The following is a 12206-nucleotide window of genomic DNA, read 5'->3' as shown; positions in this document are numbered from 1 at the left end:
CTACACGGAGGAAGCCTGCCATGTCTCAACCAGACGCCATTATTCGAATTAAGAACCTGCGCCTGCGTACTTTTATCGGAATTAAAGAGGAAGAGATCGCCAACCGCCAGGACGTGGTGGTTAACGTCGCGATCCACTACCCGGCGGAAAAATCACGCAACAGCGAAGATATTAACGATGCGCTGAACTACCGCACCATCACCAAGCGCATTATTAGCCATATTGAGAATAACCGCTTCTCTCTGCTGGAAAAATTAACTCAGGATGTGCTCGACATCGCACGCGAACATCACTGGGTCACATATGCTGAAGTAGAGATCGATAAACTGCATGCGCTGCGCTACGCCGATTCGGTATCCATGACGATGAGCTGGCGGCGCTAGACGCATCTTAGGGAGGCGCTATGAACGTTCTGCTTACTGGCGGTACCGGCCTGATTGGCCGCCATCTGATCCCCCGGCTACTGGAGCTTGGACATCACGTAACGGTTTCTACGCGCAGCCCTGAAAAGGCCAAAAGCCGCCTCGATTCGCGCGTCACCCTGTGGCGCGATTTCGAGCATCAGGCGAACCTCAACGGCATTGATGCCGTCATTAATCTGGCCGGCGAGCCGATCGCCGATAAGCGCTGGACGGCGGAGCAGAAACAGCGTCTCTGCCACAGCCGCTGGGATATCACCCAAAAGCTGGTCACGCTGTTCAACGCCAGCGATACGCCGCCCTCGGTGCTGATTAGCGGCTCCGCCGCCGGTTATTATGGCGACCTCGGTGAAGTCGTGGTAACCGAAGAGGAGCCGCCGCACAACGAGTTTACCCACAAGCTTTGCGCCCGCTGGGAGCAAATCGCCTGCGAAGCGCAGAGCGATCGCACCCGCGTCTGCCTGCTGCGTACCGGCGTGGTGCTGGCGCCGCGAGGCGGTATTCTGGCCAAAATGACGCCGGCCTTTAAGCTTGGCCTCGGCGGCCCTATCGGTAGCGGAAGGCAATATCTGGCGTGGATCCACATCGACGACATGGTCAACGGTATTCTCTGGCTGCTGGATAACGACCTGCGGGGGCCGTTTAATATGGTTTCCCCTTACCCTGTGCGCAACGAGCAGTTCGCCCACGCGCTGGGGCATGCGCTAAATCGCCCTGCCATTTTCCGCGTCCCGGCGGCGGCCATTCGCCTGCTGATGGGTGAATCTTCCGTTCTGGTACTCGGCGGCCAGCGCGCGCTGCCTAAACGCCTGGAAGCCGCCGGATTTGGCTTTCGTTGGTACGATCTGGAAGAAGCGCTGGCCAACGTGCTGCGGTAGTCCAGCTCCATCAGGGAGAGTATCGCTCTCCCTGATTAATTTATGGAACCCGCCTCGCAGCGCGCAAAAATCACCCGTCCTGTGTCGCCTTAACTGTGAATCTCATTCCAGTGATATGCCTTTCACTCTGCCATAACCCCTGTGTGTAATTTAACACCATCACACCGTTGACATTCGTCAACAATTTATTCAGCATTACCAGGACGAATTGATGAAGGAACATCCGGATAAACATATCAGAGCAGCTATTGACTACGCGCTGGCACGAGACTGGATTTTTATCACTGGCGGCAAAAGCGCTCACTGTTTTGGCAGGTTGATGTGTGGGACAGCCCGGCACCGGGAACATATGATGAGCATCTGGTCAACGCCTGCGGTACCCATTAACCACGCCAGGCAAATTATCAGAATGGTCGACCGCTGCCAGCCGCCTGCCTCGGGTCAGATTAACCACAAGAAGGATTAAACCATGGCGCTGTATAATTTTACGCTCACCCTCTCCGGCGTAACTGCTCGTACCGTGGGTCTGGAAGATGCGCTGCATGCCGCAGGCTGCGCTGACGCCCTGGTCTGTTTTTACGGAACGGCGGTCTATCTGGAGTTCGATCGCGAAAGAGACTCTCTTGAGCAGGCTATTCTGTCAGCGATTGCCGATATCGAATCCGCATCGGCTCTGAACGCGCGGGTTGAATCCGTCGATTCCGCGCTGGTCGGTTTAAGCGATATTGCCGAACTTACCGGCCTGACGCGACAGGCCGTCGCCTTATTAAAAGATGGCGCACGAGGCTCAGGTCAGTTTCCCGGGCCGGTACAGCGGGTTAAAGGCAATTCCCCGCTGTGGCGCTGGAAAACCGTCGTGGGCTGGCTGGTGATGGAAGGACGGCTTGCCGAAGACTCACCGCTGGTCGCCCACGCGACAGTTCTGGATAACCTCAACCTGGCGCTACAACTGAGGGCGACGCCGGAGAGCACCACCGTGCTGCGCTATCTTCGCGGCTTCGAAAATCAGCCCCGGGCTTGTCCGACGGTTGCTTAGACGCATTGCCCTTCCGGCGCTTTATGATGTTAAGGTGGCGGAATAATCCACCGCTATGGACCGCTTTATGAGAATACTCACCACTCCGCGCCTGCGCCTCTCTCCGTTTCACTCATCCGACTGGCCTTTTTTCCTGCGCTTAAGGCGAGACCCGGAAGTGATGCGCTATATGGGCGAGATTCTTGAGGAGCCGGCGCTGCGGACGCTGTTTGCATCACGCTGCGCTGACCCGGGCGTATTCGTACTGCGCGACGCCAGCGGCGCGGCGGTTGGCGATATTGGCCTGCGCATCAGCGGTAAAAATCCGCACGAAGCGGATGTCGGATACGCTCTCCTGCCTGATGCTCAGGGGAAGGGTTACGCCAGTGAAGCGCTAAAAGCGATTTGCGACTACGGATTTCAGCAGCTCGGCGTTCACGCAATAAATGCCTGGGTGCTGGGCAGTAACGCGGGCTCTTCCCGTCTGCTGGAAAAACACGGCTTTATCCGCATTCAGGTGCTCGAAAAAGCGTATCATCTGAACGGCATTGACTATGACGACTGGGTGTATCGGCTGGAGCGTTAGCCGCCCCGACGGAGAGTGTTCCGCCGGGGGCTGGACAGTGTTTACTTCAAAGAGCCCTTCAGGAACTGCTGCAGACGCTGGCTTTTCGGGTTGCCGAAAACCTCGTCAGGATGCCCTTCTTCTTCAATTTTGCCCTGATGCAGGAAGATCACGTGCGAGGAGACGTGGCGTGCAAAGCCCATTTCATGGGTGACCACGACCATGGTTTTCCCCTCTTCCGCCAGCTGCTGCATGATCCGCAGCACTTCGCCCACCAGTTCAGGGTCAAGCGCCGACGTCGGTTCATCAAACAGCAGTACGTCGGGCTCCATCGCCAGCGCGCGGGCAATGGAAACGCGCTGCTGCTGGCCGCCGGAGAGATGAACCGGATATTTAATCTGCTGGCGTTCATCAATACCGACTTTCGCCAGGTATTTTACCGCCCGATCGCGCGCTTCCTGTTTACTCAGGCCCAGCACCTGAATCGGCGCCTCCATCACGTTTTCCAGCACCGTCATATGGCTCCACAGGTTAAAATGCTGGAATACCATCGTCAGGCGAGTACGTAGCAAACGTAGCTGATTTTTATCAGAAACCTTTAACTGGCCGTCTTTATCGCGAACCAGGCCAATGTTTTGCCCGTTAACAACGATCGTCCCTTCGCTGGGCTTCTCAAGAAAGTTAATACAGCGCAAAAAGGTACTTTTCCCGGAACCGGATGAGCCAATAATACTGATCACGTCTCCGGCTTTCGCCCGCAGTGAGACGCCCTTCAGTACTTCATGCTCGCCGTAACGTTTATGCAGATCGATTACATTTAATTTATTGTCGGACATGGCGTTCTCAGTGCGTCGAAGAAGGTTTGATATGCTGGAGCCAGCGCTTTTCCGCCCTGCGGAACAGGCTAATCAACACATACGAGATAATTAAATACAGTACTGCGGCAATACCGAAGGCGGTAAACGGCTGGTAGGTTGCCGAGTTAATATCGCGGGCAATTTTCAGCAGATCCGGCACCGTGGCGGTAAAAGCCAGCGCGGTGGAATGCAGCATCAGAATCACTTCGTTGCTGTATGCAGGCAGCGCAATACGCAGCGCGGAAGGCAAAATAATGCAGCGATACATTTTGACCGAAGAAAAACCGTACGCCCGGGCGGCTTCTATCTCGCCTGCCGGCACTGAACGAATCGCCCCGGCGAAAATCTCCGTGGTGTAGGCGCAGGTATTCAACGTCAGCGCCAGCACCGTACAGTTCAGGCCGCTGCGAAAGAAGGCGTTCAGCAGTTCTGTGCCTTTGACGACCTCAAGCGTGTACATTCCGGAATAGAACACCAGCAGCTGGACGTACAGCGGCGTGCCGCGAAAGATATAGGTGAACAGCCAGATGGGGAACTGGATAAATTTATTGCTCGACACTCGGCCAATGGCGAGGAAAACCGCCAGGATGCCGCCCATCACCACGGAAGAGATCAGCAGCCAGAGCGTAATCGCCACGCCGGTAAAGCGATAGCCGTCGGTCCACAGCAGGGATTTCCAGTACTCCTGAATAATATCAATCACAGGTCGGCCCTCTTCACGCCCACAGAATAACGGCGTTCGAGCATCAGCAGCACACCATTGGAAACCGTTGTAAATACCAGATAAATCAGGCCACAGACGATGGCAAAGTAGAACGGCTCCCAGGTGCTTTTACCCGCCAGCTGGGTTGCCTTGACCACATCTTCCAGTCCCAGCAGTGAGACCAGCGCGGTCGCTTTGAGGATAACCTGCCAGTTGTTGCCGATTCCGGGCAGCGCGTAGCGCATCATTGCCGGAAACAGAATACGACGAAAGGTTTGCCCACCACTAAAGCCGAAGGCCGTCGCCGCTTCAATATGTCCCTTTGGCACCGCCAGGAAGGCGCCGCGAAAGGTTTCGGTGAAGTAGGCCCCGTAAATAAAGCCCAGCGTGATGATCCCCGCCACCATGGGGTCGATATCAAACTGCGCCAGGCCAAGCGCATCGGTTACGCCGTTGAGCGCAATCTGTAGCCCGTAGAAAATCAGCAGCATCAGCACCAGATCGGGCACGCCGCGGATTAAGGTGGTATAGCCTTCAAAAATCAACGCCAACGGACGATTGTTGGAAAGTTTCGCCCCGGCGCCCGCCAGACCGATAAGCACCGCCAGAACGACCGAGCTTAACGCCAGCTCAAGGGTGACCAGCGCGCCCTGAAAAATAACCTGTGAAAACCCGTACAGCATGCTGTCTGCCCTGTCTGTCATCAACCATCGCGCGCAAAATAACGCGCGACGGGGTACGCGGGATGGTTAGTCGCCGTACACGTTAAAATCGAAATATTTCTTCGCCAGCTTGTCGTAGGTGCCATCCTGGCGCATCTCGGCAAAGGCTTTATTCAGTGCTTCACGTAGTTCGTTATCCTCTTTGCGCAGCCCCATACCGGTGCCGACGCCGAACAGCTTCTCGTCTTTAATCGACGGACCGCCGAACTGATAATCCTTGCCGATAGGCTGTTTGAGGAAGCCTTCGCTGGCGGCGACTTCATCCTGAAACGCCGCGTCAATGCGTCCGGCAGTCAGGTCGGAATAAATATTGTCCTGTCCCTGATAGGAAACGATTTCAATGCCTTTTGGCGCCCAGTGCTCGTTGCCGTAGGTTTCCTGGGTGGTACCCTGGAGAACACCAACGCGCTTGCCTTTCAGCTTCGCGAGGTCTGGCGTAATATCGCTGCCTTTTTTCACGACCAGGCGCGAATCAGCCGCGTACAGTTTGTCGGTGAAGGCAATTTCCTGCTGGCGTTTTTCGGTGATCGAAAGCGAAGACATGATGGCGTCGATTTTCTTCGCTTTTAAAGAAGGGATCAGCGCGTCCAGCGGGTTCTCAATGAAGGTACATTGCGTATTGATACGCTTACAGAGCTCTTTTGCCAGATCGATGTCAAAACCCACCAGTTCACCCTGCGCATTCTTCGATTCGAACGGGGCATAAGTAGGATCGGTGCCGATGCGGACTTTTTGCGGAATGGCTGCGAATACAGTGGAAACGCTGGAAAGGGCCAGCGCTAAAGAGAGAGACAACGCCAGTTTTTTCATAACTATCCTCAACAGACTGTCATTCTAACGGATTTATTAGAAGTACTTACGGCAGTTATCGTGCCATTATTCGCCCCGGTAAGGCAAAGCATTCTGCGCCGGAAAGCAAATTTTTTCGCATCGGAAACGCTTAACTATGCACTTTTTAACATCGCGTGCGCAATTTCCTGCACCAAATTGATCCGCTAAAAGCGCAGCTGCACCAAAATCAGACAGAAAGGGATGCGCATGGCCCGGCGTCCGGGCCAGCGGGCGTCTTAATCACCGTAAACGTTGAAGTCGAAGTATTTCTTCGCCATTTTGTCGTAGGTGCCGTCTTTACGCATGTCGGCCAGCGCTTTATCAAACGCGGCCTTCAGCTCGCTATCGTCCTTACGCAGGCCGATGCCGGTACCATCACCGAAGAACTTTTTGTCTTTAACGGAAGGACCGGCAAAGGCAAAATCTTTACCGGCAGGTTGCTTGAGGAAGCCCTCGCTGGCGGCCACTTCATCCTGCAACGCGGCGTCCAGGCGACCCGCAGCAAGGTCTGAGTAGATCAAATCCTGATTCTGATAGGCCACAACGTCCACGCCGTGGCTGCGCCAGCGTTCATTACCATAGGCCTCCTGGGTGGAGCCCTGCAGTACGCCAACATGCTTGCCTTTGAGGGATTCCAGCGTCGGTTGAATCGGCGAGCCTTTGGCGGCGATCAGGCGGGAGTCGGCCGCGTAGAGCTTGTCAGAGAAGGCGATTTCCTGCTGGCGTTTTTCCGTAATCGACAGCGAAGAGATAATGGCGTCGATTTTCTTGGCCTTCAGCGACGGGATCAGGGAGTCGAAATCGCTGCCGACCCAGGTGCATTTTACTTTGATGCGCGAACAGAGCTCGTTACCCAAATCAATGTCAAAACCCACGAAATCCCCTTTCGCATCCTTTGAAGAGAAAGGCGCGTAGGTGGCATCGGTGCCAATGCGGATATTCTGCGGCAGCGCGGCGAACGCGCTGGAGGCGCTGCAAATTCCCATCATTAAAGAGAGAGCCAGGACCGTCTTCTTCATAGGTTACCCTTAAGTGTCGTGATGTTGTTATGCGATGCGTTATCTTGTTATTTGTACTGCCGGCAAAATCTTGCACGTTTTATGCCATTTTCTCAGTGCGTGCTGGAAATGGCGTTAAATATGTTAAATAAAGGTTGCAAGTTTGTCTTAAAAGGGAAGATACCAGCAATAACGGATAAACCGCAGTGCCGCAGCGCAAAAAAACAAATTAAATGTTGAGGATTTGATCGAGGCGACAAAATTGCACTGCAGGGAGGCGGATGTGAACAAAGCGCACTATCTTAGTGCGCCCTACGCGCCCTGCCAGCGGGAAAAGAGGTCTTGCGGAAGAGAGATATCGAACTGATCGATCACGCGATTGACCGTCTGATTGATCACATCGTCCAGGCTTTTCGGGCGATGATAAAACGCCGGAACCGGCGGCATAATCACCGCGCCCATTTCCGCCGCCTGGACCAGCAGCCGTAAATGGCCAAGGTGGAACGGCGTTTCCCGTACGCACAGCACCAGCGGCCGGCGCTCTTTAAGCACCACGTCCGCCGCCCTGGTCAGCAGCCCGTCGGTATAGCTATGAACGATGCCGGAGAGGGTCTTCATTGAGCATGGCAAAATCACCATCCCGGCGGTTTTAAAAGAGCCGGAAGAGATGCTGGCGGCGATATCGCGGGCATCGTGCACCACGTCGGCTAACGCCTGCACCTCGCGCAGGGAGAAATCCGTCTCCAGCGCCAGCGTCTGGCGCGCGGCCTGGCTTAAAATAAGATGGGTTTCGACATCCGAAACTTCGCGCAAAACCTGGAGCAAGCGTACGCCGTAAATCGCGCCGCTGGCGCCAGAAATACCGATAATGAGTCGCTTCACGATGATTGCCCCTTTCACACAATGGCGCAGACTTTGCCGGATTATAGTCTCCGACGCAACCGCGGACCCGCATTTGGCGCGAGAAAATAAAAAAGCCCGCGGCCGTCAGACCGCGGGCTCTCAGCAAAACAGAGGATTACCCTTCGTTGTGCATCTCTAAGTTTTCAACTTCATTCTGCAGCTGAACCGCTTTCGCGTCGTCGTTACGCAGAGAGTCGAGATAGTCCAGATACTGCTGATCGACATCTTTAGTGACGTAGATACCGTTGAACACCGAGCATTCAAACTGCTGAATATCCGGATTCTCCGCGCGCACCGCGTCAATCAGATCGTCCAGATCCTGGAAAATCAGGCCATCGGCGCCGATGATCTGGCGGATCTCATCTACCTCACGCCCGTGGGCTATCAGCTCATTGGCGGTTGGCATATCGATGCCATACACGTTCGGGAAGCGAATTTCCGGCGCAGCGGAGGCCAGATACACTTTCTTCGCCCCGGCTTCGCGCGCCATCTCGATAATCTGCTCAGAGGTGGTGCCGCGCACGATGGAGTCATCCACCAGCAGCACGTTCTTATCCCGGAACTCGGCGCGGTTGGCGTTAAGCTTACGGCGCACGGACTTACGGCGCAGCTGCTGGCCCGGCATGATAAAGGTACGGCCAACGTAGCGGTTTTTAACAAACCCCTGGCGATACGGCTTATCGAGGATGCGGGCAATTTCCAGCGCGATATCGCAGGAGGTTTCCGGAATGGGAATGACCACATCGATATCCAGATCTTCCCACTCGCGGGCAATTTTCTCGCCCAGCTTCGTGCCCATATTGACGCGGGCGCTGTAAACGGAAATTTTGTCGATGAAGGAGTCTGGACGCGCAAAATAGACGTACTCGAACAGGCACGGGTTGCTGACCGGGTTTTCCGCACACTGGCGAGTAAACAGCTGGCCTTTTTCGGTGATATATACCGCTTCACCAGGCGCCACGTCGCGCAGGAACTCAAAGCCCAGCGTATCCAGCGCCACGCTTTCCGAAGCGACCATATACTCGGTGCGGCCATCGCCGATATCGCGCTTGCCCAGCACCAGCGGACGAATGCCGTTCGGGTCGCGGAAAGCGACCATGCCGTGACCGATAATCATCGCCACGCAGGCATAAGCGCCGCGAATCTGGCGGTTGGTGGCGGCGATCGCCGCAAAAATGTTGTCTGCTTCCAGCGGATAGTGGCGGAAGTTGTCCAGCTCGCTGGCGAAGATATTGAGCAGGATTTCGGAATCAGAGGTGGTGTTGATGTGGCGGCGTTTTTCTTCAAACAGCTTTTTACGCAGCTCGTGAGCGTTAGTCAGGTTACCGTTGTGCGCCAACGTAATGCCGTACGGCGAGTTGACGTAGAAAGGCTGTGCCTCGGAGGCGCTGGAGCTGCCAGCCGTCGGGTAACGAACGTGACCAATACCCATATTGCCCTGCATACGCTGCATATGGCGAGCTTCAAAAACGTCGCTCACCAGACCGTTCGCCTTACGCAAACGGAAACAGTTGTTCGCATCAATGGTGATGATGCCTGCGGCATCCTGGCCACGATGCTGAAGCACCGTTAACGCGTCATAAATCGACTGGTTTACCGGCATAACACCGGCGATACCGACAATACCGCACATACGTCTTTTCCTCGTTAAGCTACATCCCAACGCTTATGCTTTGGGCAAGAAACTTGACGAGCTCTGCAGATAGTCAAAGAACCATCTGATAACGAAACTGAACTGCGGGATAAGCTCAGACTTTTGCCAGTCTTCGCTTTTCGTCATACCGGTAAAGCTATCGAGAAAGAACAGAATCGCCGAGACGATTAGCACCCCGCGCAGGGCGCCAAAGCAGATCCCTAACACCCTGTCGGTTCCCGACAGGCCGGTTTTTTCCACCAGCTGACCTATCACAAAGTTAACGATAGCGCCGACGATAAGCGTTGCGATAAACAGTATCGCGATAGCAATCCCATTTCGGACCAGTTCGTCTTCAAAGCCCGTGAACCAGACAGCCAGGTAAGTGTAGTAATGACTGGCAACAAAGAAAGCGCATCCCCAGGTTACCAGCGATAAAGCTTCACGAACAAAGCCGCGGATCAGGCTAACCAGTGAGGAAAAACCAATCACCGCAATTATGGCGTAATCAATCCAGACCATATACGTCCCACGATTTTACGCCCTGTCGTCCGGTTCGGGGCGCATTCTAACAGAAAAAGAAAACGTTTGCGTAGGGATTTCCGTGCCCTACAGAAATAAAAATGGCGCTGAAAAAACATTCAACGCCATACTGTCTTTCGCCTCTTCAGAGCGCGTCAGACAGGGGTTTCAGCACTCTACTCCTTTAAAAAAGAGAGAGTTAGTTCGGGCTGTAGCCCATGACCACGCCGCTAAGTCCCGAAAGCTGCTTCAGCTCACCAAGCTGACCTTTCAGCTTATCCTTCGAGGTATCCGGCCCCACGAGAATACGGGTAATTTTACCCTGCACCGGCGTCGAAGGCGACGTGTAAACTTTAAAGCCGGAAGCGCGCAGCTTACCGACAATCTCGTTGACCTTATCGGCGTTCTTCAGCGCCCCAAGCTGCACCACATAGGCTTTACCGGTCGGTGCCGGAATTTCAGCCTGCTGCTGCGGTTTAGGCGGCGGCGTCTGCGCCGCAACCTGCTGCTGTGGTTGCGGTTGCGGCTTCTCTACCGGCTTCGGCTGAGGTTTCGGCTGTGGTTTCGGTGCGACCACCGGCTCCTGCACCACATCAAAACTATTGTTGTTCACCGGTATCCGCGACGGATCCAGCGATGGCGCAGCGGCATCGCCGGCCCTCACCTCTTCCGCCGCCCCTTCAGGAGGCTGCGAAGGCAGCGCCTGGGTCGCCGCTGGCAGCATATCCGGCTCATCGCGATCCCCCGGTTTTGGCACCAGCGGAATGGCGGCAAACTCATCCTGATAATGTTTTTTCTGACCATCCAGCAGCCCTGGCAGGATAATCACCCCCAGCGCCACCAGCACAATCGTCCCGACTAAACGGTTCTGAAACTTACTCGCCACCGATTCTCCCCGCGTCTATTTCTTCCATTACATGCGCCACCGTATGGAATGAACCACACACCAGCACCGTATCTTCAGGCCCGGCGTCCGCCATCGCGGCATGCCACGCCTCAGCGACGCTAGTATAGACTTTACCTGCGCGCAAATGTTCCAGCAGCTGCTCCGCCGTGGCTCCGCGCGGCCCTTCCAGCGGCGCGCAGTACCAGTCGTCAACTTCGGCCTGCAAATTTGCCAGCGTTCCTGCAATATCCTTGTCATGCAGCATACCAATAACCGCCAGCACGCGCCCCGTTTTCGATAAGGTTTTGAGACGCCCGGCGAGATAGGCCGCCGCATGCGGATTATGGGCAACATCCAGGATCGTCCGGGGAGCATCGCTGATTATCTGGAAACGCCCCGGCAGCATCGCGTTTTGAACGCCATCGCGCAACGCCTGCTCGCTTACCTTAAGCCCGCTGGCGCGCAAGGCCGCAATCGCCGTTGCCGCATTCGGCAGCGGGATCTGCGGCAGCGGCAGATCGCTTAACGCCCCCTGACGATCGCGGAAAGACCAGCCTTGTTCACTGGCGTCATACTGCCAGTCAACGTCACGGCGCAGGAGCCGCGCCCCTTTTTCGCTCGCCACCTCAGCAATGGTCAACGGCATATCGGGTTCGCCGACGACAGCCGGTTTACCAGGGCGGAAAATCCCCGCCTTTTCGCGGCCGATGCTTTCGCGATCGGGCCCCAGCCAGTCGGTATGGTCGAGGGCAATACTGGTCACCACCGCCACGTCAGCATCGACGATATTGGTCGCATCCAGGCGACCGCCCAGGCCCACCTCAAGAATCACCACATCCAGCCGCGCCTGCTGAAACAGCCACAGCGCGGAGAGGGTGCCAAACTCGAAATAGCTCAGGGAAATCTCGCCGCGCGCGGCTTCAATTTCGGCAAAAGAGGTCGTATGCGCGAGCTCCGCCAGTTCTTCGCCCTGCACCCGCACCCGCTCTGTGTAGCGCACCAGATGCGGCGAACTGTAAACGCCAACCTTATAGCCCGCCGCCATCAGCACCGACTCCAGGGTACGGCAGGTGGTGCCTTTGCCGTTGGTCCCCGCCACCGTAAAGACAAACGGCGCAGGTTTCATTACCGCCATCCGCTGCGCGACCTCGCTGACGCGCGCCAGCCCGAGATCGATAGTTTTGCTGTGCAGATGTTCCAGATAAGAAAGCCACGTAGCCAGGGGCGACGTGGCCTGAGGAATAGGTTGTTTTTCCATGATGTCCGGCAAGAGT

15 protein-coding genes are annotated in these 12206 nt (G+C 55.7%); 5 read left to right on the top strand and 10 right to left on the bottom strand.

Going from position 1 to position 12206, the window contains the following annotated elements:
- Positions 1-20: 20 nt before the first annotated feature.
- From folX to JLG71_RS07855, 5 genes are all read left to right on the top strand, one after another.
- The gene (gene folX / locus JLG71_RS07875; RefSeq protein WP_004104107.1) at positions 21-383 is read left to right on the top strand and encodes a dihydroneopterin triphosphate 2'-epimerase; all 363 of its coding nucleotides are present in this window, start codon (positions 21-23) and stop codon (positions 381-383) included.
- Positions 384-403: 20 nt separating this feature from the next.
- Entirely contained in the window at positions 404-1297 is an 894-nt protein-coding gene (locus JLG71_RS07870; protein WP_048260663.1) for a TIGR01777 family oxidoreductase, read from the top strand.
- 211 nt (positions 1298-1508) lie between these two features.
- A complete protein-coding gene (locus tag JLG71_RS07865) occupies positions 1509-1763 on the top strand; it encodes a hypothetical protein (RefSeq protein WP_032720494.1) in 255 nt (84 codons plus the stop codon).
- Between the two features lie 3 nt (positions 1764-1766).
- Positions 1767-2333 (top strand): hypothetical protein, encoded by a 567-nt coding sequence (locus JLG71_RS07860; RefSeq protein ID WP_025106665.1) that lies wholly within the window; start codon positions 1767-1769, stop codon positions 2331-2333.
- Between the two features lie 67 nt (positions 2334-2400).
- Positions 2401-2898 (top strand): GNAT family N-acetyltransferase, encoded by a 498-nt coding sequence (locus tag JLG71_RS07855; RefSeq protein WP_071957318.1) that lies wholly within the window; start codon positions 2401-2403, stop codon positions 2896-2898.
- A gap of 41 nt (positions 2899-2939) precedes the next feature.
- Here the strand turns inward: JLG71_RS07855 and hisP are convergent, their stop codons facing one another.
- The 10 genes from hisP to folC form a co-directional block, all read right to left on the bottom strand.
- Entirely contained in the window at positions 2940-3713 is a 774-nt protein-coding gene (gene hisP / locus JLG71_RS07850; RefSeq protein WP_004852881.1) for a histidine ABC transporter ATP-binding protein HisP, read from the bottom strand.
- A 7-nt stretch (positions 3714-3720) separates the two neighbouring features.
- Positions 3721-4437 (bottom strand): histidine ABC transporter permease HisM, encoded by a 717-nt coding sequence (gene hisM, locus JLG71_RS07845; protein ID WP_004852883.1) that lies wholly within the window; start codon positions 4435-4437, stop codon positions 3721-3723.
- Positions 4434-5120 (bottom strand): histidine ABC transporter permease HisQ, encoded by a 687-nt coding sequence (locus JLG71_RS07840; protein ID WP_014230269.1) that lies wholly within the window; start codon positions 5118-5120, stop codon positions 4434-4436. Before JLG71_RS07840 ends, hisM begins: the two co-directional genes overlap by 4 nt.
- 66 nt (positions 5121-5186) lie before the next feature.
- Positions 5187-5969 carry a histidine ABC transporter substrate-binding protein HisJ gene (gene hisJ, locus JLG71_RS07835; protein WP_004123203.1) on the bottom strand — a complete coding sequence of 261 codons (783 nt, stop codon included), beginning with the start codon at positions 5967-5969 and terminating at the stop codon, positions 5187-5189.
- A gap of 257 nt (positions 5970-6226) precedes the next feature.
- Positions 6227-7009, bottom strand: a complete 783-nt coding sequence (gene argT, locus JLG71_RS07830; protein WP_025106663.1) for a lysine/arginine/ornithine ABC transporter substrate-binding protein ArgT — start codon at positions 7007-7009, stop codon at positions 6227-6229.
- Between the two features lie 291 nt (positions 7010-7300).
- Entirely contained in the window at positions 7301-7870 is a 570-nt protein-coding gene (locus tag JLG71_RS07825) for a UbiX family flavin prenyltransferase (protein ID WP_004852887.1), read from the bottom strand.
- A gap of 136 nt (positions 7871-8006) precedes the next feature.
- Positions 8007-9524: an amidophosphoribosyltransferase gene (purF, locus tag JLG71_RS07820; protein WP_004123211.1), complete on the bottom strand. Its 1518-nt coding sequence runs from the start codon at positions 9522-9524 to the stop codon at positions 8007-8009.
- A gap of 33 nt (positions 9525-9557) precedes the next feature.
- Positions 9558-10046, bottom strand: a complete 489-nt coding sequence (gene cvpA / locus JLG71_RS07815) for a colicin V production protein (RefSeq protein ID WP_200914052.1) — start codon at positions 10044-10046, stop codon at positions 9558-9560.
- 199 nt (positions 10047-10245) lie between these two features.
- Positions 10246-10932 carry a cell division protein DedD gene (gene dedD / locus JLG71_RS07810; protein WP_014839134.1) on the bottom strand — a complete coding sequence of 229 codons (687 nt, stop codon included), beginning with the start codon at positions 10930-10932 and terminating at the stop codon, positions 10246-10248.
- Positions 10922-12190 carry a bifunctional tetrahydrofolate synthase/dihydrofolate synthase gene (gene folC / locus JLG71_RS07805; RefSeq protein ID WP_128334604.1) on the bottom strand — a complete coding sequence of 423 codons (1269 nt, stop codon included), beginning with the start codon at positions 12188-12190 and terminating at the stop codon, positions 10922-10924. The genes dedD and folC overlap by 11 nt, the downstream gene beginning before the upstream one ends.
- Between the last annotated feature and the right edge of the window lie 16 nt (positions 12191-12206).

The sequence above is a fragment of the Klebsiella michiganensis genome (assembly GCF_015139575.1).
Lineage (GTDB): Bacteria > Pseudomonadota > Gammaproteobacteria > Enterobacterales > Enterobacteriaceae > Klebsiella > Klebsiella michiganensis.
Note: the sequence above shows the minus strand (reverse complement) of the source record. Positions and strands in the feature narration are given on the sequence as shown.

Bases quoted from the DNA above. Each gene is read 5' to 3' on its own strand.
- folX (WP_004104107.1), top strand. From the start codon at position 21: ATGTCTCAACCAGACGCCATTATTCGAATTAAGAACCTGCGCCTGCGT.
- JLG71_RS07870 (WP_048260663.1), top strand. From the start codon at position 404: ATGAACGTTCTGCTTACTGGCGGTACCGGCCTGATTGGCCGCCATCTG.
- JLG71_RS07865 (WP_032720494.1), top strand. From the start codon at position 1,509: ATGAAGGAACATCCGGATAAACATATCAGAGCAGCTATTGACTACGCG.
- JLG71_RS07860 (WP_025106665.1), top strand. From the start codon at position 1,767: ATGGCGCTGTATAATTTTACGCTCACCCTCTCCGGCGTAACTGCTCGT.
- JLG71_RS07855 (WP_071957318.1), top strand. From the start codon at position 2,401: ATGAGAATACTCACCACTCCGCGCCTGCGCCTCTCTCCGTTTCACTCA.
- hisP (WP_004852881.1), bottom strand. From the start codon at position 3,713: ATGTCCGACAATAAATTAAATGTAATCGATCTGCATAAACGTTACGGC.
- JLG71_RS07840 (WP_014230269.1), bottom strand. From the start codon at position 5,120: ATGCTGTACGGGTTTTCACAGGTTATTTTTCAGGGCGCGCTGGTCACC.
- hisJ (WP_004123203.1), bottom strand. From the start codon at position 5,969: ATGAAAAAACTGGCGTTGTCTCTCTCTTTAGCGCTGGCCCTTTCCAGC.
- argT (WP_025106663.1), bottom strand. From the start codon at position 7,009: ATGAAGAAGACGGTCCTGGCTCTCTCTTTAATGATGGGAATTTGCAGC.
- purF (WP_004123211.1), bottom strand. From the start codon at position 9,524: ATGTGCGGTATTGTCGGTATCGCCGGTGTTATGCCGGTAAACCAGTCG.
- cvpA (WP_200914052.1), bottom strand. From the start codon at position 10,046: ATGGTCTGGATTGATTACGCCATAATTGCGGTGATTGGTTTTTCCTCA.
- folC (WP_128334604.1), bottom strand. From the start codon at position 12,190: ATGGAAAAACAACCTATTCCTCAGGCCACGTCGCCCCTGGCTACGTGG.